This is a genomic window from Streptomyces sp. AB3(2024) (assembly GCF_041862025.1).
Classification (GTDB): domain Bacteria; phylum Actinomycetota; class Actinomycetes; order Streptomycetales; family Streptomycetaceae; genus Streptomyces.
Map to the genome: position 1 here is coordinate 1 of NZ_JBGWAB010000116.1, position 26816 is coordinate 26816.

A 26816-nucleotide genomic window follows, 5' to 3' on the forward strand; every position below is an offset into this window, starting at 1 on the left:
GCCGCCGGGCGGGTCGCGGCCCTGGTGGCGGTCCGGTCCCCGGATCGCGGCGGCGGCCGTGGCGCTGGCCGCCGTGGCCGCACTGGTCGTGGTGCTGACCCGGCCGGGCGGCGGCGGGGGCCCCACGCAGCGGGCCGGGGCAGAGGTGTTCCTCCAGCCGGCCGCGGTGACCGGCCCCGCTCCGTTCACCGAGTCCACGGCCGCGCGGGAGGCGACCCCGCCCCCGTACAGCCCGGCCCCGAACCCGACCCCGTCCCCGGCGGGCACCGGCACCACCCCGACCCGCAGCGTCAGCGGCTCCGCCCCCGGCCTCTACGGCGGCACGAAGGACGTCGCGAGCTGTGACGTGCCGAGGCAGATCGCGGCGCTGTCCGCCGAGCCCGCCAAGAACGCGGCCTTCGCCTCCGCCCTCGGCCTCGAACCCGGGGCCGTTCCCGGCTACCTGCGCGCCCTGACCCCCGTACAGCTGCGCACGGACACCAGGGTCACCAACCACGGCTACCGCGACGGCAAGGCCGTCCCCTACCAGGCGGTCCTCCAGGCGGGAACGGCCGTACTGGTGGACGACCGCGGGGTCCCGAGGGTCCGCTGCGCGTGCGGCAACCCCCTCGGCGCCCCCGTGCCGCTGCCGGCGAACCCGAAGCGCTCCGGACAGCCCTGGCCCTCGTACCGGCCCGGCCAGGCCGTGGTGATCGCACCGTCGAAGACGGTGGTGCACAAGATCGTGATCTACGACCACGAGAGCGGCCGCTGGTACGAGCGCGACCGGGGCGCGGCCCCGAAGCCGGACCGTCCCGTACCGCCGCCGGCGACCCCCACCCCGCCGACCGGCACGCCCCCGCCGGCCACCTCCCCGCCGCCCTCCGGCGCCTCCCCATCTCCCGTGACCGGCACCCCGCGCGCCCCGGGCACCGGAGCGCCGCAGGGCACCGCCACGGAGACCACCCCGTCCGGGAGCCCCTCGGGCAGCCCCGGGGACACGTCCACCCCCTCGGGACCGGCGTCGAAGCCGCCCGCCCTCACCGACCGCAGCACCCCGAGCGGCCCCACCACCCCGCCCGCCCCCTCCACCGCCCCGTCCGCGGGCCTGGCCCCCGCCTCCCCGTCCGGGTCCGCGTCCGGGTCCGGACCCGGGGAAGCGGAGGCGAACGGGGAGAGCTAGTGCTGCGGCCGGAGACGGCATGCCGGGGACCGGGGACAGTGAGACCCTGGCTGCATGGACCAGCGGGGACGGATCCACGAGGTCGACTGGCCCGCGCGGCCGGATCTGAGCCTCGCGCTCAATCGCATGGGCACCTTCGACTGGGACCTCGACAGCGGACGCATGCATTTGGACGCCACCGCCCTCGGGGTCCTCGACCTGCCGGCCGAGGAGTTCACCGGAACGCCCGAGGGACTGCTCGCCCGCGTCGTGCCCGACGAGCGGGCCCGGCTGGAGCACCGCGTCCAGAACGCCCTGCGGGACGGGCGCAACCACTACGGGGCCTACTTCCGCACCCTGCGCCGCGACGGCGGCACCGCCTGGACCCACGTCCAGGGGCACGTCCTGCGCGACCCCCGGGGCCGCCCGTACCGGATCATCGGAATCCTCCGCGACGCCACCGCGGACCCCAACGAGCCCGGCGCCGCCGGGAACGGGGACGAGGGACGCCGACGTATGACCGGGGTCGTCGAGCGGACCACCGCGATCCTCGCGCACGCCCGCACCGTCAACGACGTGACCGACGTCCTCAAGGACCCCGAGGCCCTCGGCCACCTCGGCGCGGTCAGCGTCATGCTCGGGATCGTGGACGGCGCCCGCATCCACCTGGTCGCCGAAGGGCAGCTCGGCTCGTACGTCCCCGAGATCGAGTACACGCGGATCGAAGCGCAGTTCCCGATGAGCGAGGCCGTACGGACCCTGCAACCGGTGTTCATCGCCTCGCGGGAGCAGTTCCAGCTCAACTATCCGCGACTGTGGCCGTACATCGAGCCGCTCGCCGTGCGCAGCGGCGTCTACCTCCCGCTGATCGCCCAGGGGCGGCCCGTCGGCGCCCTCGGCCTGCTGTACCAGCGGGAAGGGGACTTCACCGCGGAGGAGCGCAACGTCCTGGTGGCCCTCGGCAGCGGCATCGCGCAGAGCCTCCAGCGGGCGATCCTCTTCGAGCAGGAGCACGACCTCGCCGAGGGCCTCCAGCGGGCCATGCTGCCCCGCCGCATCCCGGACGTGCCCGGCGCGCTGATCGCCGTCCGGTACCGGGCGGCGCGGATGGGGCGCGACATCGGCGGCGACTGGTACGACGTGGTCCCCCTCGGCGACGGCCGGGTCGGGGTGATGATCGGCGACGTCGAGGGCCACGACACGGACGCGGCGGCCGTCATGGGCCAGCTCCGGATCGTGTTCCGTGCCTACGTCATGGAGGGCCACACCCCCGGTGCGGCGATGGCGCGCGCCTCCGCCTTCCTGCGGGACCTGGCCACCGAACGCTTCGCCACCTGCACCTATGCCCAGGTGGACCTGAACACCGGAACCCTCCACCTGGTCCGGGCCGGCCACCTGGACCCGGTCGTCCGGCGCGGCGACGGCACCTGCCACCGCGTCCAGGTGGCGGGCGGGCTGCCGCTCGGCCTGCCCCCGCGCGAGCAGGCGGGCACCGGCTCCGGCTACCCCGTCACCAGCCTGGAACTGCACCCCGGGGACACCCTGCTGCTCTGCACCGACGGGCTGCTCGAACGGTCCGGCGGTGACCTGGAGACCGGGATGCGGGAGTTCATGGAGGCGGCCCGCGACGGTCCCGTCGACGTCGAGGAACTGGCCGACGTCCTGTGCGACCTCGTCGGGGACGCGGGCGGCGGGGACGACATGGCCCTGCTCCTGCTGCGTCGGCGCGGCACCCCGGCCCCGCGCGGCGGCGGCCCCCTGCACCAGCGCCTCGTTCCCGGGGACCCCGACAGCCTGGTGATGGGCCGCCACCTGATCCGGGCGGCGGTGGCCGCCTGGGGGGCCCGGGAGCGGGCCGACGAGATCGAGCTGGTGGCGGACGAGCTGATGACCAACGCCCTCGTGCACACCGACGGCGGCGGCCTGGTCAGCCTGCGGCTGACGGCCGAGGGCCGGATCCGGATCGAGGTCGAGGACTTCAGCAGCGCCCTGCCGCGTCGCCGCGAGGCCGACGACTGGGCGGTGTCGGGCCGCGGCCTGATGCTGGTGGAGCGGCTCGCGGAGGGCTGGGGCGTGGAGCCCAGGGGCGGCGGGAAGTGCGTGTGGTGCGAGTTCGCCGTGCCGCGCGGGGACGGGCGCTGAAGGCGCCCGTCCCGAAGGGGCCCGGCTCAGGCGGCGGCGTACGGCCCCTGTGTGGCCTTCACGTTCTGCAGGGCCGTCAGCTTGAGCACGAAGACGATGCCGAGCCCGGCCGCGGCCACGGTGGTCAGACCGGCGAACGCGCCCAGGGCGGACGCGGTGCGCAGGGCCTGCGGGGTGTCCGCCCGGCTGCCGAGCAGCGTGGCCGTCGTGTCGAGGACCCGGGAGAGGACCCAGAGCATCCACCACGAGGTCAGCGGCACCGTGGAGACCCGCCGGAAGGAGCCGTCCGGGCCCAGCTGCACGCTCGCCGCCCAGGTCTGCGCCGCCACCCGGTAGGGGAGGAAGAGGTTGCCGAAGGGGATGAACCAGGCCCCCACGGCCCAGCCCGCGGACCGGGTGAAGGCCCCCGGATTGAAGATCCCGCCGTTGGTCCGCACCCGGTGGAACCAGATGACGAAGACGACCGCCGTGGCCAGCAGCGTCAGGCCCTGGAATCCGCCGGTGAGGGTGGTGATCAGGTCCGCGCCTGCGAGGGTGTGCTGCTGCACCGCGAAGGGGTCGGCCTGTACGTCCTTCATCAGCGACCACGTGTACAGGTCGGCGACGCACCCCAGGAGGGCGGCGACGGCAGCCGCGCAGAGCAGCACCGTCACGGCCGTCGCGAGGCCCCGGGGGGAACGCAGCACCGGGGCGGCCGGCTGTGGGGCGACGTAGGAGGGGGCCGGGTAGGAGGGGGCGGGGAACGCGGGTCCCGGTTGCCCGGGCGGCGGCGGAGGCGGTGAGCCGGGCGCGCTGAAGGACATGACGGAGGACCCCCCACGGGTACGGACGGCAACGGCGGGACCGGGCGGGCCTGCTGACGGGCCGCCCGGGCAGGGTCGAACATATGTCAGCCCGTCTCCTGCGTCCAAAGGGATGCGGGAGGGCTCGGGGCGGGCGGTCCCTACAGGCGTACGAGGGTGACCTCGGTCGCCTTCACGCTCGTCCAGACCGCGGCGCCGTCGGCCAGCCCGAGTTCGGCGGCCGCCTCCGGAGTGACCTCCGCGACCAGGTCGGGGACCTCGGCGGAGCCCACCAGGACGCGCAGCCGGCTGCCGACCGCGGTGATCTCCCGTATGGTGCCGGGCCAGATGTTGCGCGGACTGCCTCCGGGGCGCTCCCGGTGTACCGACACCGCCTCCGGGGCGATGATCGCCAGCGCCTCCGCCCCTTCGGGCAGGGCCTCCGCCACCACGAGCCGCCCGCCCGGACCGAGCGCGAGCCCGTCGGCGGAGGTGGTGCCGGGCCAGGCATTGCGGCCCAGCATCCGGGCCACCCAGGGCGAGCGCGGCCGGCGCGTCACCTCGGCCGGGGCCGCGTCCTGCAGGGTGCGCCCGTCGGAGAGCACGAGGACCCGGTCGGCCAGCGACACGGCCTCGACGGGATCGTGCGTGACGATCAGGCAGACCCCGTCGAAGCCCGACAGGTGCGTGCGCAGGGTGTGCCGCACGTGGGCCCGGGTGGTCTGGTCGAGGGCGGCGAGGGGCTCGTCGAGCAGCAGCAGCCGGGGACGGGCGGCGAGCGCCCGCGCGAGGGCCACCCGCTGGGCCTGCCCGCCGGACAGCTGGGCCGGCTTGCGCCGGGCGAGCCGGCCGACGCCGAGCCGGTCCAGCCAGGCCTGCGCCTCGCGGCGGGCCTCGGCGCGCCCGGCCCCGCGGGCGCGCAGCCCGTACGCGGTGTTGGCGAGGGCGGTCAGATGGGGGAACAGCGCCCCGTCCTGCGGCACCCAGGCCACCTGGCGCCGGTGCGGGGGCAGGGTGGTGACATCGGTGTCCCCGAGGCGCAGCCGGGCGTGGGCGCGCGGGGTCAGGCCGAGGAGGGCCCGGAGCAGGGTGGTCTTGCCGGCGCCGTTCTCGCCGACGACGGCGATGGTGGTGCCCGGTTCGGCGTCCAGGGTGAGCTCGTTGAAGCCGGTCACCTCGGCGTGCAGGGGCCAGCGGTCGCCCTCGGCCCGCGCGGCCTTCCCGCCGGGAGCCCCGGGAGCGGGTCCGTCGGCATGGGGTCCGTCGGACGGGGGCACGTCCTGCCCCGGGCCGGACGGCGCGGGTTCCTCGGCCGGCAGCCCCGCCCCGGCGTCCTTCGCGGTGACCGGGGTGCCGGTCCAGCGTCCGCGCAGGGCGATGAGCACGCCCATGGCGATGGCGAGCAGCAGCAGCGACACCGAGGTGGCGGCCTCCGGCTTGTCCTGGAGCAGCAGGTACACCTGGAGGGGAAGCGTCTGGGTGGTGCCGGGCAGGTTGCCCGCGAAGGTGATGGTCGCGCCGAACTCGCCCAGCGCGCGGGCCCAGGTGAGGGCCGCCCCGGCCACCAGACCGGGGGCCACCATGGGCAGGGTCACGGTGAAGAACACCCGGACCGGCGGGGCGCCGAGGGAGGCGGCGGTCTCCTCGTAGCTCTGCTTGAGCCCCCCGAGCGCGCCCTCCAGGCTGATCACCAGGAAGGGCATCGCCACGAACGTGGCCGCGACGACGGCGCCGGAGGTGTGGAACGGCAGGGTGATGCCGAAGGTGTCCTCCAGCCAGGGGCCGAGGAGTCCGCGCCGTCCGAAGCCCAGCAGCAGGGCCACACCGCCGACGGTCGGCGGCAGCACCATGGGCAGCAGCACCAGCGAGCGCACCAGGGCCTTGCCCTTGAAGGGGACCCGGGCCAGCAGCCAGGCGAGCGGCACGCCGAGCAGCAGGGAGAGGCCGAGCGCCCACAGCGACACCACCAGCGACAGCTTCAGCGCCTCGACGACGCCGGGGCTGGTGAGGTGGGTGCCGAGTTCGCCCCACTGCGTGCGGGAGAGGATCCCGATCAGCGGCATCAACAGGAACGCGACGGCGAGCAGCGCGGGCAGCGCGAGTGCCAGCGGAGGCCGGGTGCGGGTGCGGAGTCTGCTCATCGGATTCCTGGTCGAAGCGGCGCGAGGCGGGAGGGCCTGACGGCGGGAAGGACGGGGACGGGGGGCCTTCTGCGGGCACGGACAAGGGGCTGCCCGTCCCCCCGGACCGGGCAGCCCCTTCGAACGTCAGGCCGGTTACGCCTTCTGGAAGCCGGCGTCCTGGAGGATCTTCTGGGCCTCCGGGGTGCTCAGCCACGCCACGAACGCGGCCGCGGCCTCGCCGTTCTTGGACTGCTTGAGCGACGCGGCCGGGTAGGAGGCCACGGCGTTCTGGTCGTCCGGGATGTCGACGGTGACGACCTTGTCACCGGACTTGGCGGAGTCCGTCTTGTAGACGAGACCGGCGTCGGCCTCGCCCAGCTCGACCTTGGACAGGACGGCGCGGACGTTCGGCTCCTGGGAGACCGGCTTCACCTCGATCTTCTGGGCGTCGAGGATCTGCTTGCTGTAGCGGCCGACGGGGACCTCGGGCGCCGCCAGGACGACCTTGATCTTGGAGTCGGCGAGGTCCTTCAGCTCGTCGATCTTGAACGGGTTGTCCTTGCCCGCGGCGATGACGAGACGGTTCTTCGCGATGACCGTGGCGTCGTTGGTCTCGCCCTTGAGGCCGTCCATCGTCTTGGTGTCGGCGGTGACCAGGGCGTCGGCCGGGGCGCCCTGCTTGACCTGCGCGGCCAGCTCCTGCGAACCGGCGAAGGAGAAGGTGACCTTCGTCCCGGGGTGGGACTTCTGGTACGCCTCACCGGCGGTCTTGAAGACGTCGGTGAGGGAGGAGGCGGCGAGGACGGTGAGGTTCACGTCCTTGGCCGGGGCCGCGGCCGGGGCCGAGGCGGACGGGGAGCCCGCGGCGTCGTCCTTCTTCTCGGCGTCGCTGCCACAGGCGGACAGCGGGACGAGCAGGGCGGCGGTCAGCGCGGCGGCGGCTGCGCGGCGGTTCAGGATGCTGTACAAGGTCGGGCTCCTCGGTCGGGTCGGCGGCCGGCCGGGTGCCGGGACCGCGTGGTGGTGACCCGCGCCGGTGACGGGCGGAGCGGGTGGGGACGAGCGGACGGGAAAGCGGTGCGCCCGGTGGATCGGGTGGGGACGAGCGGACGGGAAAGCGGTGCGCCCGGTGGATCGGGTGGATCAGGTGCGGTCGATGTGCACGCTGGTGGACTTCACGCGGGCAGTGGCCTGCATGCCGACCTCCAGGCCCAGTTCCTCGACGGCCTCGCGGGTGAGCAGGGAGACCAGGCGGTGGGGACCGGCCTGGATCTCCACCTGGGCGGCCACGTCGCCGAGTTTGACGGCGGTGACGATCCCGGGGAAGGCGTTGCGCGCGGAGGTGTAGGGCTCTCCGTCCTCGGCGTGGGCGCCGTGCCCCACCTCGACGGAGAAGGCCGCGAGGTCACGGCCGTTGATCAGGCGACGGCCGCCCTCGTCGCGATGGGTCGCGACCCGGCCGGCGTCGGCCCAGCGGCGCGCCGTGTCCGGGCTGACGCCCAGCAGACGTGCCGCCTGTCCGATGGTGTAGGACTGCATGGGCGACAAGGTAGGGGCACTTCTGGCGCATTTGCAATTCGTTTGGGACGATCTCCATCGCAGATGCCATCCCCATTGTGTTATCCGCCAAAACTCATTCCGCTTTCCGGCCTTCCGATCGCTAAAGTCTGGGCATGGCTGATGCAGACGCGAGGACGACGGATGCGGGCGGTACGGCGAGGGTGGACGCCTGGATGTGGTCGGTGCGTCTGACGAAGACCCGATCGGTCGCCGCCACCGCCTGCCGGGCGGGCCACGTCAAGGTCAACGGGGAGCGCGCGAAGCCCGCGCAGAGCGTGCGCGCGGGGGACGAGGTGCGGCTCTACCACGCGGGGCGCGAGCGCGTCGTCGTGGTCCGGCGGCCGGTGACCAAGAGGGTCGGGGCGCCCGTCGCGGCGGAGTGCTTCATCGACAACAGCCCGCCGCCGCCCACCCCGGTGGAGGCGGCCGTGGTCGGCATCCGCGACCGAGGGGCGGGCCGCCCGACCAAGCGCGAGCGCCGCGAGATCGAAACCCTGCGCGGGCGCCCGTAGCCTCCGGCGGTGGATGCGGTGGATGCGGTGGATGCGGTGGATGCGGTGGATGCGGTGGATGCGGTGGGGCCGGCTGCGGTGGCCCCCGGGTCCACCGCGGGGCCCTGCCGGGTCCACCGCCGGGTGGGTCGCGTCGGGCGCCACCGGGTCCACCCCGGGTCCCGCCGGTGCCACCGTCGGGAGTCGGTGGGCGTCGGTGGGCAGCCGGTTCGCCTGCCCAGCCGGTCCGGGCGCCCGAGCCGTCGGGCCGGTTCGGCCGCGTCAGGGGGTTGCCCGCCCGGTCGGTCCGTGCACCCGGTCCGCGTATCCCGCCTTCCGTCGCGCCCCGTTGGGGCCGCGGGCGCGGGACTGGAGCCGGTCCGGGCCGGTCCGGGCGGTGCGGGCTCAGGCCTTGCGGTACGCGTACGCCTCGGCGGCGGCCGCCACCACCGCGTCCAGCGGGGCGCCCGCCGAGGCGGCCACCACCGCCGCCACCGCGCCCTCCAGGAAGGGGGCGTCCGCCAGCCGGGATCCGGCGGGCAGTTCCTCGTCCTCCAGCAGGGCCTTGACCGTCAGCACCGAGCTGCCCAGGTCCGTCAGGAGCGCCACCCCCGCCCCCTGGTCCACCGAGGCCGCGGCCGCCAGGATCAGCTCCGCGCTCGTCCCCAGTCCGCCGTCGACGGCGCCGCCCGCCGGGGCCACCGGAGCCACCGCTCCGCCCGCGGCCAGCCCACGGGCCAGCTCCGCCACCGACTCCGCGACCGCGGCGCTGTGGGAGACCAGCACGATCCCGACCACCGGCCCGCCGCTCATGCCGCACCGCCCGCGGCGCCGCTGCCCCCGGCGGCGTCGGCCAGCGCGCGCAGCAGCAGCGCGGAGGAGGTGGCGCCCGGGTCCTGGTGCCCGATGCTGCGCTCACCGAGGTAACTGGCCCGGCCCTTGCGCGCGAGCATCGGCGTGGTCGCCGTCGCGCCGTTCTCGGCCGCGTCGGCGGCGTCACCGTAGGAGGTGGTGAGGGCCGCGACCCCCGGTACCAGCGCGTCCAGCATGGTCTTGTCGCCCGGTGCCGCCCCGCCGAGCCGGGCCACCGCGCCCACCCCCGCGTCCAGCGCCCCGCGCACCTGCTCGTCGGAGACCTCGGAGGCCTCCCCGAGCTCCTTGCCCGTGCTCCGCAGCAGTGTCCCGTACAGCGGACCGGAGGCACCGCCGACGGTGGAGATCAGCGTCCGCCCGGCCAGTTGCAGCAGCGCGCCCGGCGGGGCCGTCGCGTCGGCCCCGGCCAGTGCGGCGCGGACGGCGACGAACCCCCGCAGCATGTTGCTCCCGTGGTCGGCGTCCCCGATGGGGGAGTCCAGCTCCGTCAGCCGGTCCGCCTCCCGCTCCACGGACGCCGCGGCGGCGTCCAACCAGCGTCGGAAGAAGTCTGCGTCACGCACCGGATCTCCTCGTCTCGCACCCGCCCGGACGGTCCCACCGCAACCCTACGGTCACCCACGTCTCAGCGGCCCCAGCGCAGCGCGGCGGTCTGCACCGGCGCGTCCCACAGGCGCAGCAGCTCGTCGTCGGCCCGGCACAGGGTCACCGAGCAGCCCGCCATGTCCAGCGAGGTCACGTAGTTGCCGACGAGGGACCGCGCCACCGGCACGCCGCGGGCCTCCAGCACCCGGGCCACCTCCGCGTGGAACCCGTACAGCTCCAGCAGCGGGGTCGCCCCCATGCCGTTGACCAGGGCAAGTACCGGCGCGTCCGCCGGGCCCGACTGCGCCAGGTCCTCCAGTACGGCGCCCACCGCGAACTCGGCGATCTCCCGGGAGGTCATCATCGCGCGCCGTTCCCGGCCGGGCTCGCCGTGGATGCCGATGCCCAACTCCAGCTCCCCGTCGGGGAGGTCGAAGGTCGGGCTGCCCTTGGCGGGGGTGGTGCAGGCGCTGAGCGCCACTCCGAAGCTGCGCGAGGACTCGTTGACCTGACGGGCGATCGCCGCGACCCGGTCCAGCGGGGCGCCCTCCTCGGCGGCCGCTCCGGCGATCTTCTCGACGAAGAGGGTGCCGCCGGTGCCGCGCCGGCCCGCCGTGTAGAGGCTGTCCGTGACGGCCACGTCGTCGTTGACCAGGACCTGTTCGACCCGCAGGCCGTCGTCCTCGGCCAGTTCCGCGGCCATCCGGAAGTTGAGCACGTCGCCGGTGTAGTTCTTCACGACGAACAGCACGCCCTGCCCGGAGTCCACGGCGCCGGCCGCGCGCAGCATCTGGTCCGGCACCGGCGAGGTGAAGACCTCCCCGGGGCAGGCGGCCGACAGCATCCCGTACCCGACGAAGCCGCCGTGCAGGGGTTCGTGCCCGGAGCCGCCGCCGGACACCAGCCCGACCCGCCCGCCCTCGCGGGCGTCGCGGCGTACGACGAGCCGGTTCTCGACGTCCACGTCCAGTTCGGGATGTGCGGCCGCCATTCCGCGCAGGGCGTCGGCGACCACCGTGTCCGCGGTGTTGATCAGCATCCTCATGGCTCTCTCCCGGTGAGGTCGACGGTGTTCTCCACGACCGCCCGGCCCGTGCCGCCGTCGGGGGCGACGACCTCGATCAGGTGGTGGTCGAGGTGGCCGGTGATCATGACTGCCATGAGGGAGAGGTACTCGCGCTGCAGGCCGGGGGCGAGTCCGCGGTCCCCGGGCACCTCCAGTACGGTCCTGTCGCCTTCCTCCGGCAGTGCGCGTGTCCACTCGCAGTGTAGGCCGCGGGCCCCGCCCGACGCCGGGTATGCCGTTCGCATATTCCGCACGAATACACTTTCGGTATTTTCCGGATGAATTCATCTTCTCCTCTCGTCCTACATTGACAGTGCGCTGCGGCCTGCGAGTTAATTAGTTCAACGGTGGCCTGATGTGGTCGCGCGTCGGCGGGATCTGGTCGCTCCATGACCGGTTCATTTCGGCAGCCACAGCCGGCCGCCCCGACAATGCCGCAGCAGAAGGGGTGTCTTCACGCGATCGTGACCGTCGCGATCGTTCACGTGAGCGGGTATTGGCGAATCGGACTCTTTCATGGGGGGATCAATGGCCCAGCTCGACTCTTTCTCTGTTCCCGATTTTCACCTTCCCTTCGGGAATTCCAAACATCCCCTGGCGGCCCGCGCCAACGCCGAGGCCGCCACGTGGGCGGTGCGCCACGAACTCGTCACCGATGCCGTGGACCAATTCGCGGGCATCGGGTTCGGTCATCTCGCGGGCCGGGTGAGCGGTGACGTGCCGTACGAAACGGTCGTCCTGCTCGCCGAATGGATGGCGTGGTCGTTCGTCCTCGACGACCAGCACGACCACCTCATCAGGACGGGTGACGTCGCCGCCTGGCGGCCGGTGGCCGACGCGATCACCGAGCACCTGGCGACGGGATCGGGCGGTGGAGCGCGGGCCCGCCGCAACCCCCTGGTGAAGGGGTTCGTCGACGTGTGCGACCGGATCCTGGACGGTATGCCCGAGGGGCCCGCGGCCCGCTACCGGGCCCATGTCCCGCTCATGCTGCACTCCTTGGACCAGGAGGCCGGCAACCGGGAGGGCGACGGCCGCCCGGCGGTCCAGGACTACATCCTGATGCGCCGCCACAGTTCACAGATGCTGCCGATGATGGACATGGTGGAGGCGGGGCTGGGCCTGGACGTGCCGCAGCGCATCCACGACCTGCCCGAGTACCGGGCGCTCGTCGCGAGCGCCGTGGACATCATCTCCTGGGGCAACGACGTCTTCTCCCTCCCCAAGGAGTACTCCTGCGGGGACAACAACAACCTCGTCTCCCTCATCTCCTTCTGGGAGGGCTGCTCGCTCCCCGCGGCGGTCCGGGCCGTCGAGGGCCGCATCCAGGACCGGATCGAGGAGTACCTCGCCGGCGAGAGGCTGCTGACCGAGACCCTGGACGCCCGCGGCGAGACCGATCCCCAGGTGCGCGACGCGGTCTCCCGGTGCGTGCGCAGCTACGAGGACTGGATCATCGGCGCGGATCTGTGGCAGCGTTACGAGTGCACGCGGTACAGCGACGAACGGTTCGCGGCCGGGCTGGAGTCTGCGTACACCCGCCCCGGCCTGGTCTCGGTGGCATGACAGGGAGTCGGTCCATGGCACAGACGGAGCAGCCCGGCTCTGTGGTCCCGGCACCCGTGGCTCCGGGGCGGTTACCGCTCCTGGGCCACGCGGTGCAGCTTTGGCGACGGCCGATCGCCTTCCTGGAGTCCCTGCGGGAGCACGGCGGGGTCGTGCGCCTCGACATCGGCACCTGGCCCGTGTTCGTCCTCACGAGCCCGGAGCACGTCCACGACGTACTCGTCCAGCAGGCGCAGCGGTTCGGGCGCGGCCGGGTCTTCGAGCGGCTGCGCCCCGTGTTCGGCAACGGCATCGTCACCACCGACGGGGACTTCCACCGCAAGCAGCGCCGGATGATGCAGCCGGCCTTCCACCGCAACCACATATCCGAGTACGCCGAGGTGATGGGCCGCCAGGCCACGGCGATGTCCTCGTCGTGGACGTCCGGCCGCGAGGTCTCGATGGTCACCGAGACCCGCCGCTACGCCCTCTCCTCGGTCGCCGAGATGATCTTCTCGGGGGACCTGAGCCGGCCCGCCGTGGAGGAGGTCCACCGCTCGCTGCCCATCGTCCTGGAGGGCATGCTCGCACGCGCGGTCATGCCCAAGTCCCTGGACCGGCTGCCCATTCCGCTCAACCGGAGGTTCGACGCCGCCGCCGGGCGACTGCGCGGGATCATCGACCAGGTGATCGCGCAGTACGGGCCCGACGGGTCCGACGGGTCCGACGGCGAGGAGCGGCACGACCTGCTGTCGCTGCTGCTGTCGAGCGTGGACGCCGAAACGGGCGCGGGGATGACTCCCGAGCAGGTGCGCGACGAGGTGATCGCCATCATGTTCGCCGGTACGGAGACCTCGGCGACCACCCTGGCATGGACCTTCCACGAACTCGGCCGGCACCCCGAGGTGCAGGAGCGGCTCCAGGCCGAGGTCGACGCGGTGGTGGGCGAGGGCCCGGTCCGCGCCGAGGACCTGGCGCGGCTGACGTACGCGCACGACGTGTTCCAGGAGGCGCTGCGCCTGCATTCGCCCCTGCTGTTCACCCGGCGCGCCCTCGCCCCGCTCACGCTCGGCGGCGTCGCCATTCCGGCCGGGGCCGAACTGGCCTACAGCCCGTACGCGTTGCACCGCGACCCCGCCCTGTTCCCGGACCCCACCGTCTTCGACCCGGACCGCTGGCGCCGGGATGTGGGGGAGCGGCCTCGCGACCACCGGTACGTGCCGTTCGGGGCAGGTCAGCACAAGTGCATCGGCGACACGTTCGCGGTGGCGGAGATCCTGACGGCCCTGGCCACCGTGTCGTCACGCTGGCACCTGACCCCGGCCCCAGGCGTCACGGTGCGTGAGGTTCCGGCGGGCATTCCCCAGCCGAGTGAACTTCCGATGATTCCTATAGCCCGAAATTGACGAAATCCGATCGTTCTTGTTCGTTTCTAGACGGATTTACGTCAAATGCTGAGTATCACACCGCAATGAAGCCGACCGACAGTACAGCATTGTCCCCGTAAGAGTGGCGAGATGCCTCAATATTAAGTTTAAGCAGCAACATCTCGCCCCCGGGGTCGTACACTCGGCCGCACGCGCAGGAGGGGGCAGGAATGTCACATGTCACGGAACCGAGAGGGTGGGACCCCGCGCCCCTCCTCGAGCGGGAATCCGAAATTCTGGCGATCCATCGCGCGGTGGACGAACTCTTCGGTGTCTCGGACGCCGGTTCGCCCGCCCGCCGCGGAGGCGTCCTGACCTTCGCCGGGTCGGGCGGCATAGGCAAGACCACCCTGCTCGGCGAGGCCCGTCGGCACGCCGGCGACCGCGGCTGCACCGTGCTCTTCGCACGGGGCGGCGAGCAGGAGAAGCAGGTCCCGTTCCATGTCATGCGGCAGCTGATCCAGCCGACGTTCGCCGCCCTGAGCGATCAGGAGCGGCGCGACGTCCTCGGCAGCTGGCACGGCATCGTCGCCCCGGCACTCGGCCTGACGGCCGCCGCCAAGAGCCGCACGGCGCCCGACCCGCAAGGCGTCCGGGACGGCCTGGACTGGGTCGTGACGCATTTAGCGGTACGCAGCGGCGCGCCCGTCGTCCTGATCCTCGACGACGCGCACTGGGCCGACGCCGAATCCCTGGCGTGGCTGGCCGCCTTCGCGGCGCGGGCCGAGGAACTGGCCATGCTGATCGTGGTGGCCTGCCGGCCCGACGAGATCCCGTCGGACGCCGCCCCGCTGCGCGCCCTGATGAGCCGCCAGGGGACCCGCCCGCACGAACTGGCCCCGCTCACCACGAGCGCCGTGGCCCGCATCGTGCGCGAGGCCCTCGGGGACAGCGCCGACGACGTGTTCTGCCGGGAGTGCTGGGCGATCACCGGAGGCAACCCCTTCGAGGTCGTCGAACTGGGCATGAAGGGCCGTGACCGCGGTCTCAAACCGCACCAGGAGAACATCCCCCAGCTGCGTGACCTGGCCTCCGCCGTCAAGGGCAGCGGCCTGATCGAGCGGCTCGAACAGCTCGGGCCCTCCACCGTCCGGCTGGCCTGGGCCGCCGCCGTCCTCGGCAACGCGGTCCCGGTCGGCATCGTCGGGGGCGTCGCGGCGCTCGGCGAGGCGCAGACCGCCGACGCCATCGACCAGCTGCACAACGCGCGCATCCTCACCGTCCTGACCAGCCTGCAGCGCAAGGAGGTCGTGGAGTTCTTCCACCCCCTCATCGCCACCGCCGTCTACCGCTCGATCCCGCCCGGCGTGCGCGTCGGCATGCACGGGATGGCCGCGCAGGCCCTGGTCGACGACGGGCACGGCCCGACGGCCGCGGCCCGCCACCTGCTGGAGATGCACCCCGAGGGCGACCCCTGGGTGGTGCAGCAGCTGCGCCGGGCCGCCCGCGAGAGCTTCTCCGCCGGAGCGCCCGACGCCGCGCGGCGCTACCTGGCGCGGGCACTGCGCGAACCGCCCGAGGCCGAACACCGGGCCGGGGTGCTCTTCGAACTCGGCTCCGCCAACCTCCTGCACGACCCCATGACCACCATCAACCAGCTGAGGACGGCACTGGAGGAACCCAGCACCGCGCCGGAGCTCCGCGAGGCGATCACCTACCGGCTCGCCCAGGCCCTCGGCCACACCGGGCAGCTGGCGCAGGCCGCCGAACTCCTCGCCGAGGAGGCCCGCCACGCGACGAGCTCCCGCACCCGGCTGCGCATGCAGGCCGAACAGTTCAAGTGGAACTCCGTCCGGGTCGACGAGGAGAACTCGCCCGCCCGGTCCCGGCTGCTCGTCCAGTTCGCAAAGCGGATCGTCGGCCGCGGTCCGGCCGAGCGGCACATCCTGGGCCTGCGCGCCTGGGACGCCGCCCTGCGCGGCGAACCCGTCGCCACCGCCCTGGAGTACGTGGAGCAGGCGCTGGACGGGGGCATGAGCTGGACCGACCAGGACTTCGGCTTCGAGGTCCCGGCCGTCGTGGCCCTCACCCTCATGTACTGCGACCAGCCGGGCCGCGCCGAGGAGCTCTTCAACACCGCCATCGTGGAGTTCGAGGCGAAGGGCTGGCGCGGGGCCCACCTGTCGTTCGTCTACACGTTGCTCGGCTACATCCGCTACCGGCGCGGACGCCTCGCGGAGGCCGAGGACTTCGTCCGCAACGGCCTGCAGATCGCCGACCGCATGGGGCACGACATCCCGGCCCAGTGGTACGCGATCGGCACCCTCATCGAGACGCTGATCGCCCGCGGGGACGTCGCCGAGGCCCGGCAGGTCGCCCGGACCTACAAGCTGGCCGACGGAGGATTTCCCCCGGCGGTCGTCTACCCCGACCCGCAAGCCGTGTGGGGCAAGCTGCTCCTGGCCCAGGGCCGCATCGAGGAGGCGGAACACCACCTGTCCACCGCCGGGAAGCGGCTCGACCTGCGCGGCACGCGGAACCCGTCGTGGAGCCCCTGGCAGCTCGACCTGTCCCTCGCCCAGCTCACCCACGACACCGAACTGGCCGCCGCCACGGCGGCCGAAGCGGTCGTGCGCGCCCGCGGGTTCGGAGCGGCCAGCGTGATCGGCCACGCCCTGCGCGTCGAGGCGGCGGCAGCCGAACCCGCCCGTGCCGCGGTCCTGCTCAAGGAAGCCGTGGACCACCTCGACCAGTCCCCGGCCGCCACCGAACTGGCGCACGCGCTGATCGACCACGGGACGGCCCTGCACACCCTGGGCGACCCGCACCAGGCGGCGCAGCAGCTCTACCGGGGCATGGAAACCGCCGCCGCCTGCGGCGCGGAGGTCCTGGTGGACCGGGCCCGCGCCCAGCTCGCCTCGGCCGGGCTGCGTCCCCGCCGGCTGTACACCTCCGAGCAGGACAGCCTGACGGTCGCCGAGCACGCGGCGGCGCGCCATGCCGCCCGGGGCCTGGACAACGCGGCGATCGCCAAGGAGTTGCACACCGACCCCCGGGCGGTCCCGGAACTGCTGTCCGCGGTCTTCACCAAATTGGGCACCGACCGGCTCGGACTGGGCCGGGCCCTCGGGGACTGACCGGGGGCCCGGCCCACCGGCCCGCAGCAAGGGGTGCGGGCCGCCGCGACACGCGCGCGGCGGCCCGCCGACCCCGCCGGTGCTCAGTAGCCGTACACGCTCAGCTCGGTGATCGACGCGAAGACGTGCTCCCACAGCTCCTGTGCGGGGCCGGCCTCCAGTGCGGCCGGCTCCAGTGCGGCGATCTCCTCGTGGAAGGCCCCGGTGCCGTCCTCGCACGGGTACGGGTCCCAGCAGGCCCCCATGTACCGGCGGACGGCCTCCAGCAGCCTGACGAAGGTCTCCGCGTCACGGGCCAGGGCGAACGGCTCCTCCTCGTTGCGGGACACGAGGAGGACGCCCGTCTCCGCGTCGACCAGCACCCGCCCCTCGTCCCCGTACCCCAACTCGAAGGTGCCGAGGCACAGCAGGCCCTCCGGGTCCTCGGGGGCCCGTACGGGGCCCTCGTCGCCGAAGTCCAGCTCGAAGGAGGTCACCCCCGCGCCCCAGTGGCGGGGCAGGCCGACCCGGGTCAGCAACTCCCGGGTCGGGGCGTGCACCAGGGCGGCGGGCAGCGCGGACTCCGCCGACCGCTGCACGTGCCCGGCGCCGAAGACCCCGTCCACCCGGGCGGCGTCCAGCGGGGCGCCGGCCGGCGCCGGGTCCAGGAACCACGGCTCGCCGTCGCCCTCCTCCCAGGAAGCGGTGTCGGCGCCGCCGGCGGGCCAGTCGGCCACCGCCGGGTTGCGCTCGGCGACCAGCACGCCGCGCGCCTCGGCGAGCAGGAAGCGGCCCCCGCCGAGTGCGACGGGTTCCTCCCAGGTGCCGGGGCACCGGAGCGCCCAGGCCTCCTCGGCGCCGTCGAAGAGGAACGGTTCCGCCTCTTCGGCCTCCTCGGTCCGGGGCTCGTACGTTCCTTCGGCCGGCGCCGGGCACGGCGTACCGGTGGTCAGGTCGAACCAGCGTTCGGCGGTCCAGATCGACCACACTTTGAGCAGCGGCCCGCCCCCGGTGCCCCGCGCGTCGTCGAAGACCTCGGCGCCGCGGTCCCCGCTGAGGTTCGGCTCGGCCCGGTGGGCGCCGACCGGACGCCACCAGGCCCACACCGTCCGCCACGGCATCCCGGGCTCGGCGGCGGCGACCTCGTCGGCGTAGGCGTCCCGGCCCAGCACCTTTGCGGCGCAGTGCAGCCACGAAGCGAACTCGGCGCGTGAGACCTCCTCCCGCCCGAACACGGCCTCGGCCTGGGTGAACACCTCGCGCCCCACCCCGCCGGCCGATGCGGCGAGGGCGCGGTCGCGGTCGGGACCGGCCTCCAGCAGGGCCGCGGGGGAGGCGAAGGGGGAGCCGGCGGAATCCGGGGACACGGCGGAGTCAAGATCGTCACGAAGCATGGGGGCCATGGTGCCACCGGCCACCGACAGCACTCCGCCGGATGCCGCCCCTTCCCCGGCACCCCGGCCGACGTCAACCGCAAACGTGATTTCACCCGAAGGGCGGATGGGCCAATCCGCCGGACCGGTGGCCCCGAAGACCCGTTGTGAGGATCAACCGCAGCACCTTCGCCCGCACCGCCCCGGCGGCGCTCGGCGGCCTGCTCTCCGGCTACGCGGCCCTGGCCGCCGCCGAGCTGGTCTCGGTCGCCGTACGCCCCGAGGCCGGGCCCGTCACAGCGGTGGGCGGGGCGGCCATCGACCGCACGCCGCCCGCCGTGAAGGACTGGGCGATCCGGCACTTCGGCACCGACGACAAGCTGGTCCTCCAGCTCGGGATCCTGGCTGTCCTCGGCCTCCTCGCCGTAGCCCTCGGCCTCCTCGCCCGCCGCCACCGGCGCACCGGCGCGGCCGGGGTGCTGCTCTTCGGAGCGGTCGGCGGCGCGGCCGCCCTGACCCGCCCCGACTCCACCGGCCCGGCCGATGTCCTGCCCTCACTGGCGGGCGCGCTGGCCGGGGCGGGGCTGCTGTACCTCCTGACCGGCCTGCTGACCGCCCCCCGACCCGAGCCCGCCCCCGGCGGCGCCGACCGGAGCCGCCGGGTCTTTCTGTACGCCGCCGGGGCCACCGCACTGACCGCCACGGCCGCCGGAGCCCTCGGGCGCCGCCTCGGAGCCTCGCGGGGCCGGGACGCGGCCGCCACCCGGGGCGCCGTACGGCTGCCCGCACCCGCCTCGCCCGCCGCGGCGCTGCCCCGGGGAGCCTCCCTCCGCATTCCCGGGATCAGCCCCTTCACCACCCCGAACGCCGACTTCTACCGGGTCGACACCGCCCTGGTGGTCCCCAGGCTGTCCGCCGACACGTGGCGGCTGCGCATTCACGGCCGGGGGGTGGCCCGGCCACGCACCTACACCTACGCCGACCTGCTGGGCCGGGACCTGATCGAACGCGACATCACCCTGACCTGCGTCTCCAACGAGGTCGGCGGCCCCTACGCCGGCACCGCCCGCTGGCTCGGCGTCCCCCTCGCCGGCCTGCTCCGCGAGGCCGGAGTACGGCCCCCGTCCCAGGGCGGCCCGGCCGACCAGCTGGTGGCCCGGTCCACGGACGGGATGACCCTGGGCAGCCCCGTCGAGGAGGTCATGGACGGCCGGGACGCCCTGCTGGCCGTCGGCATGAACGGCGAGCCGCTGCCCTTCGAGCACGGCTTCCCCGTACGGATGCTCGTACCGGGCCTCTACGGATACGTGTCCGCCTGCAAGTGGATCCAGGACATCGAGCTCACCACCTTCGACGCCTACGACCCGTACTGGGTCAAGCGGAAATGGGCCCGCAGGGCCCCTGTGAAGACGCAGGCGCGCATCGACACGCCCAAGCCCTTCGCGCGGCTGCGCACCGGCCCGGTCGCCGTCGCCGGGGTGGCCTGGGCGCAGCACCGCGGCATCGACCGGGTCGAGGTGCGCGTCGACGAGGGCCCCTGGGAGCAGGCCGACCTGGCGGCAGAGGACAGCGCCGACACCTGGCGGCAGTGGTCCTACCCCTGGCGGGCCGCCCCCGGCGGCCACACCCTCACCGTCCGCGCCACCGACCGGACGGGAACCGTCCAGACCGAGGAGCGCACCCGGACCATCCCGGACGGCGCGAGCGGCCGGCACTCGGTGGTGGTCAGCGTGGACTGAATCCCGGTCCGACGAGGCCGTCCGAGACCTCCCGCCCCCCGAACTTCCGCAGCCCCTTCAGAACCTCCGCTCCGGCGGCAGTCATCCCAAGGAGAACCCCCGTCATGAACACCCCTCGTTTCCGCCGTACCGCCGTCGCCGTGGCCGCCGCCGCGATCCTGCCCTTCGCCCTGGCCGCCTGCTCCTCCGACTCCGGCTCGGACACCGCGTCCGGCAGCGAGGCGGCCGCCGCCGGGACCAGCCCGAGCAGTGCGGGATCGATGCCCGCGGCCGCGATGGACCAGCCGTTCGGCCCGGCGTGCGCCGGTGTGCCCAAGGAGGGCGCGGGCAGCTTCGACGGCATGGCCAAGGACCCCGTGGCCACCGCCGCCTCCAACAACCCGGCGCTGTCCACCCTGGTCACGGCCGTCAAGAAGGCGGGGCTGGTGGACACCCTGAACAACGCCAAGGGGATCACGGTGTTCGCCCCGACCAACGACGCCTTCGCGAAGATCCCGAAGGCGGACCTCGACAAGGTGCTGGCCGACAAGGCCACGCTGACCAAGATCCTCACGTACCACGTGGTGGGTCAGTCGATCACCCCCAAGCAACTGGAGAACGGCTCCTTCGACACCCTGGAGAAGGGCAAGATCACGACTGCGGGCTCGGACGGGTCCTACAAGGTCAACGACACCTCGAACGTGGTCTGCGGCAACGTCCCGACCGCGAACGCCACGGTCTACATCGTCGACACCGTCCTGATGCCGAAGTAGCGCCCGGCGCAGCACCGCGAGCGCCGTCCGCCGGCGCCGCGGTCCATGGACGGACGCCGTACGGTCCCGGGGAATGGGCAGTGCGGCGTCCTCGGCGCCCGCGACGGCGGGCGCCCCCGCGCCGTCAGGCGGCCCGGTCGGAGGGCCTCCTGGCGGCGGCGGCCGAGGCGGCCGCCTGCAAGGAGCGCAGCGCCAGCAGCAGGACGCCGATGTCGTCGAGGTACACCGGGTCCGGAATCAGGTCCACGGGCGAGAGGGTGTAGGCGACGGCCACCCAGAACAGCGCCTTGTCGCGCAGCGGGATCCCCGCGTCCAGCAGCAGCCTGCGCGCAGCGAACACCCGGACCAGCAGTACGCCCGCCGCGACCGCCAGCCCGAGGGCGAGGACCGCGGCGAGGATCAGCCAGGCATTTCCGTCCATGAGGGACTCTTACCCGTCAGGCGCCCTGTTCGCGCAGCCGGCGGCTGACCTCTCCGAGGCCGGCGGCCAGCGCGTCGAGCTGCGCGGGCGTGAGGACGTCGACGAGGATCTCCCGGACGGTGGTCACGTGTCCGGGTGCGGCCGCCTCCAGCCGGGCCAGGCCCGCCTCGGTGAGGACCGCGAAGACCCCGCGGACGTCGGAGGGGCAGCTGCGGCGGCGGACCAGTCCGGCCTTCTCCATCTGGGTGACCTGGTAGGTCAGGCCGCTCTTGGAGTTGATCAGGCCGTTGGCCAGTTCGGTCATGCGCAGTTCGCGGTCGGGCGCCGCGGCGAGCCGCACGAGGATCTCGTACTGCGGATGGGAGAGGCCGGAGTCGTCCTTGAGCTGTTGGTCGAGGCGTCGGTTCACCAGGGCGGAGGCGGCCAGGAAGCCGTTCCAGGCCCGCATCTCGCGGTCGTCCAGCCATCTCGTTTCAGCCATGGGGTCAGCCTACACGGGTTGTTCCAATTTGAATCAGTGGTTAGGGTCGGGGCTGTCGGTTCGAATTTGAACAACTCCTCTCGGACCGTACCGACCGGAAGGAACCCCCCCCCATGACCAGCGCCTCCGCCACCGCGACGAAGGCCCCGGCCACGGCACCGGCCGTGCAGGACGCCCCCACCGCCCCCACCGCCTCCACCGCTCCCCACGACGCCGGACTGCTGCTCCTGCGCGTGGTCCTCGGCCTGACCGTGGCCGCCCACGGAGTGCAGAAGCTCTTCGGCTGGTTCGACGGCGGCGGCATCACCGGCACCGGCCAGTTCTTCACCGCCAGCGGCTACCCGGCCGGGGAGACCATGGCCGTCGTCGCCGGCCTGACCGAGACCCTGGGCGGTCTCGCCCTGGCCATCGGCCTCCTCACCCCGCTCGCCGGCGCCGCGGTCCTCGGCACGATGATCAACGCCGCCGCCGTCCACGGCCCCGGAGCCTTCTTCGCCCCCAAGGGCATGGAGTACGAGCTCCTCCTCGCCGTGGCCGCCGCGGCCCTCACCCTCACCGGCCCCGGCCGCTTCGCCGTCGACCGGCTGCTGCCCGTCCCCGCGCTGCGCACCCACCGGCTCGCCCTCGGCGCCCAGGCCCTGGCCCTCGGAGTGGTCCTCGCGGCCGTGACGCTCCTCGTGCGGAACTAGGCGGTCCGCTCCGCGGCGGACGGATCCCTCTCTCGGAGGGATCCGTCCGATCACCCTGATTGGCCCCGGGTGATCGGGGGAACAGCGGAGAAATGACACAACCCATCGAAGACTACGCACTCATCGGCGACCTGATGACCAGCGGTCTGGTCGGCCGCGACGGGTCCATCGACTGGCTGTGCCTGCCCCGCTTCGACTCCGCCGCCTGCTTCGCCGCCCTCCTCGGCGAAGAGGACAACGGCCACTGGCGCATCGCCCCGAAGAGCGCCGCCGACGGGGAGCGCTGCACCCGCCGCGCCTACGTGGACGGCTCGCTGGTCCTGGAGTCCCACTGGGAGACCGAGGACGGCACCGTCAAGGTCACCGACTTCATGCCGCAACGGGACACCGCGCCCGAGGTGATGCGCATCGTGGAGGGGATCACCGGCCGGGTCACCGTCCGCAGCACCCTGCGGCTGCGCTTCGACTACGGTCACGTGGTCCCCTGGGTGCGGCGCAGCGAGGGCGACCGGGTCGCCGTGGCCGGACCCGACTCGGTGTGGTTCCGCAGCGACCCGCCGGTCCACACCTGGGGCGAGGACAAGAGCACCCGCTCGGAGTTCACCGTCGGCCCCGGCGACCGGGTCGCCTTCGTACTCACCTGGCACGCCTCGCACGAACCGCGCCCCGAGCAGGTCGACCCGTACCAGGCGCTCCAGCAGAGCCTCGCCGACTGGCAGGAGTGGTCCGGGCGCTGCCGCTACCGGGGTCCCTACCGGGAGGCGGTCGTCCGCTCCCTGATCACCCTCAAGGGCCTCACCTACGCCCCGACCGGCGGGATCGTCGCGGCGGCCACCACCTCGCTGCCCGAGGAACTGGGCGGCGTCCGCAACTGGGACTACCGCTACTGCTGGCTGCGCGACTCCACCCTCACCCTCGGCACCCTCCTGTCCACCGGCTACCTCGACGAGGCCGGCGCCTGGCGCCGCTGGCTGCTGCGGGCCGTCGCGGGAGACCCGGCCGACCTCCAGATCATGTACGGCCTCGGAGGCGAGCGCCGGATCCCCGAGAGCGACCTGGTCTGGCTGCGCGGATACGGCGGCTCCGCGCCCGTCCGCGTCGGGAACGCGGCCGTGGACCAGCTCCAGCTCGACGTGTACGGAGAGGTCCTGGACTCGCTGCACCTCGCGCGCACCACCGGTCTCGCCAAGGAACGCCACGCCTGGAAGATCCAGCTCGCCCTCCTCGACTTCCTGGAACGCAACTGGCACCGCCCCGACGAGGGGCTGTGGGAGGTGCGCGGCCCCCGCCGCCACTTCGTGCACTCCAAGGTGATGGCCTGGGTCGCCGCCGACCGGGCCGTGCAGGCGCTGGAGGGAGACCCGTCCATGCCGGGGGACGTGGAGCGCTGGCGGACCATGCGGGACGACGTCCATCGCGACGTCTGCGAGCACGGGTTCGACCCCGAGCGGGGCACCTTCACCCAGTACTACGGCTCGCGCGAGCTGGACGCGGCCACCCTCCTCATCCCCCGGGTCGGCTTCCTGCCGCCCGACGACCCCCGGGTCATCGGAACCGTCGACGCGGTCCGGGCGGAACTGGGCCGCAGCGGTCTGGTCCGCCGCTACAGCACCGAAGGCCCCTCCGTGGACGGGCTGCCCGGGGACGAGGGAGCCTTCCTGGCCTGCTCGTTCTGGCTGGCGGACGCGCTCCACCTGACCGGCCGGGAGAAGGAGGCGCGCACCCTCTTCGAACGGCTGCTGGACGTGCGCAACGACGTCGGACTGCTGGCCGAGGAGTACGACCCGATCGCCGGACGCCAGCTCGGCAACTTTCCGCAGGCCTTCAGCCACGTGGGCCTCGTGAACACCGCCCTCACCCTGTCCGGAGAGGGCGCCACGACGGGCTGACCGTAAAAGGACACGGTAGTGGGATCTCGGCACCAGGGGCGGCAAGTCCGTCCCTTCGTGTACACGACTGCTCCGGCCGTCATGATCGCCGGCTGTGCGCTGGGTCGGGGACAGTTCGCCGCCGGATGGTCTGGTCCAGTGCGCAGGGTTCACCCTCGGTCGGTGAGCCGCTTACGGCACGGAGCGGGCGATGCCTTGATGTCGGTCCTGGCGAGGCCGGTGAAGGTCCCCGGCCCGGCTGTCCCGTGACCGCCTGGCCACGGCCGCCGCGCACCGACAGCAGTCCGGCCCGTGGGGGAGTTTCGTCACGCGGGTGGCGGGTTTCGTGATGGTTGGGCGGTGTCGGCCTGCGGGAGTGCGTCTTCCGGGGATCTTCGTGTGCGGGGCACGGGGGTACCGGGCCGGGCCGGACGGTATCCGGGGCGGTTCCGTTGCGGCCGGTGGTGGCGGGGACTTCTTGGAGGCGGCAGGCATCGAGGAGGGAGTCCTGCGCCTGGTGGCTCTCGTGCTCGCTGATTCCGGTCTCGGCGGCGACCCGGGACAGGGCGGCGGGGGTGCGGCCCGTTGGCCCGCTGTCACCCGACGCATTGCCCCTGGAACCCCTCCTAAAAGTGCATGGCGCACAGATGATGCCCCGTGTGACTGCCGCGGGCGGCGCCGGGTCGGCACAGTGGTGATCACAGTCAGCACAAGCGGCCGCCGGCCCGCGCACTGGTGCCCTCGTACTGGCAGCGGACATCGGATGGGGCGGCGCCGGGCATCGCGTCAGTGCTGACGCGGAACTTCCCGGGTGGCTCGACCCGGGCAGGGACTGCCCCGGGACGACCGCGTGGGGCGACGAGCGCTGCCCGCCCCGGCATCGCCGGCCGCAGCGGACACGCCCAACGCCCACACCATCGCGACCTACAACTCGCAAGGCGCCCGCTGGTCGGACGTCCGGCAGCTCAGCAACGAGAACGACATCGTCGCCGTCCAGGAGGCGGGGTCGGAACCGAGTTTGTACGGCATGGTGTTCCAGCAGTCCTACAACCGCAGCGGCTATACCGTCCGCCTGTATCGCTGGGGCAGCCGCTACGTGTACTGGATGAGTCCGCTGGGAGACACCCGGGTCAACCTCGCCATGGTCACGCACACCATGGCCCACGAGGTCTACGTCGCCCCGCCCGGCCGGGCCGGCGCCCGCCCCGCGCTGGGGCTGCGCATGGACGACGACATCTACTACAACGTTCACGCGCTGGCTTCGGGAGCGCACAACGAAGCAGAGGAACTGGTACGCCAGGTCCGCAACCAAGCGACTGCGGCGGGCCGCGCGTGGACCGTCATGGGCGACTTCAACCGTGACCCGGACCAGGGCATGCACAACCTCGCCGCGGGCCTGGGCGCCCAGGTCTACCACACCGGCGAGGCGACCCAGCAGAGCGGCGGCGAACTCGACTACATGATCTCGTCGCGCGCGCTGGGGAACTATCGCGGGACACGCATGGGCGGCCGCGGCTCCGACCACTACCCGGTCTACTTCCGCACGCATCTGGTGGCGAACGGGTCCGTGGTCGAGCTGATCAGCGACAGCGACCACGAGAAGTACCTCACGTTCGAACGCGGGAGCAACGCCAACGGTACGCACCTGGTCAGCGACACTTGGAACCCCAGCAAATCCCAGTGGAAGCTGCGCAGCGTTCCCGGTGGCGGCCAGTATGACTTCAACTTCGTCAACAGGTCGACCGGCAAGTGCGTCGACGTCGACAACGGCCGCTTCGCGAAGAGCGGCGACGCCCTCAACGAATGGGACTGCGAGGGCCAAACCTCCCAGGTCTTCACCATCTGCCGCTGGGTCGAGGAGCCGGGGGCCTGGATCATCATGCAGAAGAACACCAGCTTGTGCGTGGGCACCACGGGCACCAAACCCAGGTACCTCGCCCTGTTGTCGTGCGGCGCTCAAGCCACCCCCAACCAGCGCTTCCTGCCGCACTTCTACAACTAGGATCACCCACGTCCAGGATCGGCCGTCATCAGTTCAGGCCGAGGCCCTGACGACCAGCCGCGGCTCGAACAGCACCGGCGTGGCGGCTTCCACCGCGGTCCCGGCCGCCACGGGAGCCGCCACGGCGTCGGGCGGGAGCCGGACCATCTCCGCCGCCGTGTACTCCACCGGCTGGGTACGGTCGTCGGCGGAGGGCGGCAGGACAGGGCGGCGTTGGAGTCGCTGGTCAGCGTGGACTCCACGACGGTCCGCCCCACCATGACGCCGCAGGGATGCGGGTCGGCCGGCACCTCATGCAGGCCCTGGGAGGAGTCGCGCAGGAGCAGGAAGCGGCCCGGCAAAAAGGGGCGGACCGGAGGAACAGAACGGGCAGGGCGAGCGTCGAGGCGTCCGGCGCCGACGCAAGCTCCGCCTGAAGGAGGCCCTGCTCGGCAGGTCCCGTAAGGCGGTCTCGGCGTCCTGGCGGGTCGAGTCGCCCGCGGCAACGAGTCCCGCCCAGGGTGTACGCCGCCCGGTTGAGCTTCTCCGTGAAGCCGACGCCCGCGCTCTGCCCGGCGCCCGCGGAACGCCCCCGGGGCCGTCGCGCGTCGCGACGGCCCCGGGGGCGGGACGGGGGGAGGGGGACCGGGGAATCAGTCCTCCAGGCCCACCTCGCCAGATCGGAAGATCAAACGTCTGAAATACAGTCACCTTGTGGTAT

Annotated in this window: 23 protein-coding genes and 1 pseudogene; 12 read left to right on the forward strand and 12 right to left on the reverse strand. The window is 73.2% G+C overall.

Translation table 11 applies throughout. The features are described from left to right. On the forward strand, window positions 1-1162 hold a 1162-nt coding region (locus ACEPPI_RS31945; RefSeq protein WP_373918747.1), incomplete at its 5' end, for a DUF6777 domain-containing protein. Window positions 1163-1216: 54 nt separating this feature from the next. Then, entirely contained in the window at window positions 1217-3283 is a 2067-nt protein-coding gene (locus tag ACEPPI_RS31950; RefSeq protein ID WP_373918748.1) for a SpoIIE family protein phosphatase, read from the forward strand. 26 nt (window positions 3284-3309) lie between these two features. Here ACEPPI_RS31950 and ACEPPI_RS31955 read toward each other — a convergent pair whose 3' ends face one another. From ACEPPI_RS31955 to ACEPPI_RS31970, 4 genes are all read right to left on the reverse strand, one after another. Beyond that, on the reverse strand, window positions 3310-4086 hold the full coding sequence (locus ACEPPI_RS31955; RefSeq protein WP_373918749.1) for a DUF4328 domain-containing protein: 777 nt from the start codon (window positions 4084-4086) through the stop codon (window positions 3310-3312). Window positions 4087-4226: 140 nt separating this feature from the next. Further along, window positions 4227-6206, reverse strand: a complete 1980-nt coding sequence (locus ACEPPI_RS31960) for an ABC transporter permease (RefSeq protein ID WP_373918750.1) — start codon at window positions 6204-6206, stop codon at window positions 4227-4229. A 135-nt stretch (window positions 6207-6341) separates the two neighbouring features. Next, window positions 6342-7157, reverse strand: coding sequence for a molybdate ABC transporter substrate-binding protein (gene modA / locus ACEPPI_RS31965; RefSeq protein ID WP_373918751.1), 816 nt, complete (start codon window positions 7155-7157; stop codon window positions 6342-6344). A 174-nt stretch (window positions 7158-7331) separates the two neighbouring features. Further along, window positions 7332-7727, reverse strand: coding sequence for a molybdopterin-binding protein (locus ACEPPI_RS31970; RefSeq protein WP_373918752.1), 396 nt, complete (start codon window positions 7725-7727; stop codon window positions 7332-7334). A gap of 134 nt (window positions 7728-7861) precedes the next feature. Between ACEPPI_RS31970 and ACEPPI_RS31975 the strand changes: the two genes are divergently transcribed. Then, a complete protein-coding gene (locus ACEPPI_RS31975; protein ID WP_373918753.1) occupies window positions 7862-8260 on the forward strand; it encodes an RNA-binding S4 domain-containing protein in 399 nt (132 codons plus the stop codon). A 384-nt stretch (window positions 8261-8644) separates the two neighbouring features. Here the strand turns inward: ACEPPI_RS31975 and ACEPPI_RS31980 are convergent, their stop codons facing one another. The 4 genes from ACEPPI_RS31980 to ACEPPI_RS31995 all read right to left on the reverse strand — a co-directional run bounded on the left by ACEPPI_RS31980 (window position 8645) and on the right by ACEPPI_RS31995 (window position 10912). Next, window positions 8645-9052, reverse strand: coding sequence for a PTS fructose transporter subunit IIA (locus tag ACEPPI_RS31980; protein WP_356210169.1), 408 nt, complete (start codon window positions 9050-9052; stop codon window positions 8645-8647). Continuing rightward, complete coding sequence (dhaL, locus tag ACEPPI_RS31985; protein WP_373918754.1) at window positions 9049-9675, reverse strand: dihydroxyacetone kinase subunit DhaL; 627 nt, start codon at window positions 9673-9675, stop codon at window positions 9049-9051. The genes ACEPPI_RS31980 and dhaL overlap by 4 nt, the downstream gene beginning before the upstream one ends. Before the next feature lie 62 nt (window positions 9676-9737). Further along, on the reverse strand, window positions 9738-10742 hold the full coding sequence (dhaK, locus tag ACEPPI_RS31990; RefSeq protein ID WP_373918755.1) for a dihydroxyacetone kinase subunit DhaK: 1005 nt from the start codon (window positions 10740-10742) through the stop codon (window positions 9738-9740). Beyond that, window positions 10739-10912 (reverse strand): hypothetical protein, encoded by a 174-nt coding sequence (locus ACEPPI_RS31995; RefSeq protein ID WP_373918756.1) that lies wholly within the window; start codon window positions 10910-10912, stop codon window positions 10739-10741. The genes dhaK and ACEPPI_RS31995 overlap by 4 nt, the downstream gene beginning before the upstream one ends. A 379-nt stretch (window positions 10913-11291) precedes the next feature. Between ACEPPI_RS31995 and ACEPPI_RS32000 the strand changes: the two genes are divergently transcribed. The 3 genes from ACEPPI_RS32000 to ACEPPI_RS32010 all read left to right on the forward strand — a co-directional run bounded on the left by ACEPPI_RS32000 (window position 11292) and on the right by ACEPPI_RS32010 (window position 16812). Beyond that, on the forward strand, window positions 11292-12329 hold the full coding sequence (locus ACEPPI_RS32000) for a terpene synthase family protein (RefSeq protein WP_373918757.1): 1038 nt from the start codon (window positions 11292-11294) through the stop codon (window positions 12327-12329). Between the two features lie 14 nt (window positions 12330-12343). Continuing rightward, window positions 12344-13714, forward strand: a complete 1371-nt coding sequence (locus tag ACEPPI_RS32005; RefSeq protein ID WP_373918758.1) for a cytochrome P450 — start codon at window positions 12344-12346, stop codon at window positions 13712-13714. Window positions 13715-13989: 275 nt separating this feature from the next. Continuing rightward, the gene (locus ACEPPI_RS32010) at window positions 13990-16812 is read left to right on the forward strand and encodes an AAA family ATPase (RefSeq protein WP_373918759.1); all 2823 of its coding nucleotides are present in this window, start codon (window positions 13990-13992) and stop codon (window positions 16810-16812) included. 83 nt (window positions 16813-16895) lie between these two features. Here ACEPPI_RS32010 and ACEPPI_RS32015 read toward each other — a convergent pair whose 3' ends face one another. Then, a complete protein-coding gene (locus ACEPPI_RS32015) occupies window positions 16896-18185 on the reverse strand; it encodes an SUKH-4 family immunity protein (protein WP_373918760.1) in 1290 nt (429 codons plus the stop codon). Between the two features lie 146 nt (window positions 18186-18331). On the opposite strand from ACEPPI_RS32015, the gene ACEPPI_RS32020 reads away from it, so the two are divergent. Further along, window positions 18332-19903, forward strand: coding sequence for a molybdopterin-dependent oxidoreductase (locus tag ACEPPI_RS32020; RefSeq protein ID WP_373918761.1), 1572 nt, complete (start codon window positions 18332-18334; stop codon window positions 19901-19903). Between the two features lie 104 nt (window positions 19904-20007). Further along, complete coding sequence (locus ACEPPI_RS32025; RefSeq protein WP_373918762.1) at window positions 20008-20655, forward strand: fasciclin domain-containing protein; 648 nt, start codon at window positions 20008-20010, stop codon at window positions 20653-20655. Window positions 20656-20779: 124 nt separating this feature from the next. On the opposite strand, the gene ACEPPI_RS32030 is transcribed toward ACEPPI_RS32025, so the two are convergent. Next, window positions 20780-21076: a YkvA family protein gene (locus ACEPPI_RS32030; protein ID WP_266837033.1), complete on the reverse strand. Its 297-nt coding sequence runs from the start codon at window positions 21074-21076 to the stop codon at window positions 20780-20782. Between the two features lie 16 nt (window positions 21077-21092). Beyond that, a complete protein-coding gene (locus ACEPPI_RS32035; RefSeq protein ID WP_373918763.1) occupies window positions 21093-21557 on the reverse strand; it encodes a MarR family winged helix-turn-helix transcriptional regulator in 465 nt (154 codons plus the stop codon). A 113-nt stretch (window positions 21558-21670) separates the two neighbouring features. Here ACEPPI_RS32035 and ACEPPI_RS32040 point away from each other — a divergent pair, with 113 nt between their 5' ends. The 3 genes from ACEPPI_RS32040 (at window position 21671) to ACEPPI_RS32050 (ending at window position 26116) form a co-directional block, all read left to right on the forward strand. Then, window positions 21671-22246, forward strand: a complete 576-nt coding sequence (locus ACEPPI_RS32040) for a DoxX family protein (RefSeq protein WP_373918764.1) — start codon at window positions 21671-21673, stop codon at window positions 22244-22246. Between the two features lie 92 nt (window positions 22247-22338). Beyond that, complete coding sequence (locus tag ACEPPI_RS32045) at window positions 22339-24135, forward strand: glycoside hydrolase family 15 protein (RefSeq protein WP_373918765.1); 1797 nt, start codon at window positions 22339-22341, stop codon at window positions 24133-24135. An 829-nt stretch (window positions 24136-24964) separates the two neighbouring features. Next, a complete protein-coding gene (locus ACEPPI_RS32050) occupies window positions 24965-26116 on the forward strand; it encodes an RICIN domain-containing protein (RefSeq protein WP_373918766.1) in 1152 nt (383 codons plus the stop codon). Window positions 26117-26149: 33 nt separating this feature from the next. Here the strand turns inward: ACEPPI_RS32050 and ACEPPI_RS32055 are convergent, their stop codons facing one another. Continuing rightward, window positions 26150-26284 carry a hypothetical protein gene (locus tag ACEPPI_RS32055; RefSeq protein WP_373918767.1) on the reverse strand — a complete coding sequence of 45 codons (135 nt, stop codon included), beginning with the start codon at window positions 26282-26284 and terminating at the stop codon, window positions 26150-26152. Window positions 26285-26335: 51 nt separating this feature from the next. Here ACEPPI_RS32055 and ACEPPI_RS32060 point away from each other — a divergent pair. Next, window positions 26336-26562, forward strand: a pseudogene (locus ACEPPI_RS32060) (hypothetical protein); the annotation flags it as partial. Window positions 26563-26816: the final 254 nt, after the last annotated feature.

Excerpts from the sequence above, each read along its gene's own strand:
- ACEPPI_RS31950 (WP_373918748.1), top strand. The coding sequence starts at position 1,217 with ATGGACCAGCGGGGACGGATCCACGAGGTCGACTGGCCCGCGCGGCCG.
- ACEPPI_RS31955 (WP_373918749.1), bottom strand. The coding sequence starts at position 4,086 with ATGTCCTTCAGCGCGCCCGGCTCACCGCCTCCGCCGCCGCCCGGGCAA.
- ACEPPI_RS31960 (WP_373918750.1), bottom strand. The coding sequence starts at position 6,206 with ATGAGCAGACTCCGCACCCGCACCCGGCCTCCGCTGGCACTCGCGCTG.
- ACEPPI_RS31970 (WP_373918752.1), bottom strand. The coding sequence starts at position 7,727 with ATGCAGTCCTACACCATCGGACAGGCGGCACGTCTGCTGGGCGTCAGC.
- ACEPPI_RS31975 (WP_373918753.1), top strand. The coding sequence starts at position 7,862 with ATGGCTGATGCAGACGCGAGGACGACGGATGCGGGCGGTACGGCGAGG.
- ACEPPI_RS31980 (WP_356210169.1), bottom strand. The coding sequence starts at position 9,052 with ATGAGCGGCGGGCCGGTGGTCGGGATCGTGCTGGTCTCCCACAGCGCC.
- dhaK (WP_373918755.1), bottom strand. The coding sequence starts at position 10,742 with ATGAGGATGCTGATCAACACCGCGGACACGGTGGTCGCCGACGCCCTG.
- ACEPPI_RS32000 (WP_373918757.1), top strand. The coding sequence starts at position 11,292 with ATGGCCCAGCTCGACTCTTTCTCTGTTCCCGATTTTCACCTTCCCTTC.
- ACEPPI_RS32005 (WP_373918758.1), top strand. The coding sequence starts at position 12,344 with ATGGCACAGACGGAGCAGCCCGGCTCTGTGGTCCCGGCACCCGTGGCT.
- ACEPPI_RS32015 (WP_373918760.1), bottom strand. The coding sequence starts at position 18,185 with ATGCTTCGTGACGATCTTGACTCCGCCGTGTCCCCGGATTCCGCCGGC.
- ACEPPI_RS32025 (WP_373918762.1), top strand. The coding sequence starts at position 20,008 with ATGAACACCCCTCGTTTCCGCCGTACCGCCGTCGCCGTGGCCGCCGCC.
- ACEPPI_RS32030 (WP_266837033.1), bottom strand. The coding sequence starts at position 21,076 with ATGGACGGAAATGCCTGGCTGATCCTCGCCGCGGTCCTCGCCCTCGGG.
- ACEPPI_RS32035 (WP_373918763.1), bottom strand. The coding sequence starts at position 21,557 with ATGGCTGAAACGAGATGGCTGGACGACCGCGAGATGCGGGCCTGGAAC.
- ACEPPI_RS32040 (WP_373918764.1), top strand. The coding sequence starts at position 21,671 with ATGACCAGCGCCTCCGCCACCGCGACGAAGGCCCCGGCCACGGCACCG.
- ACEPPI_RS32045 (WP_373918765.1), top strand. The coding sequence starts at position 22,339 with ATGACACAACCCATCGAAGACTACGCACTCATCGGCGACCTGATGACC.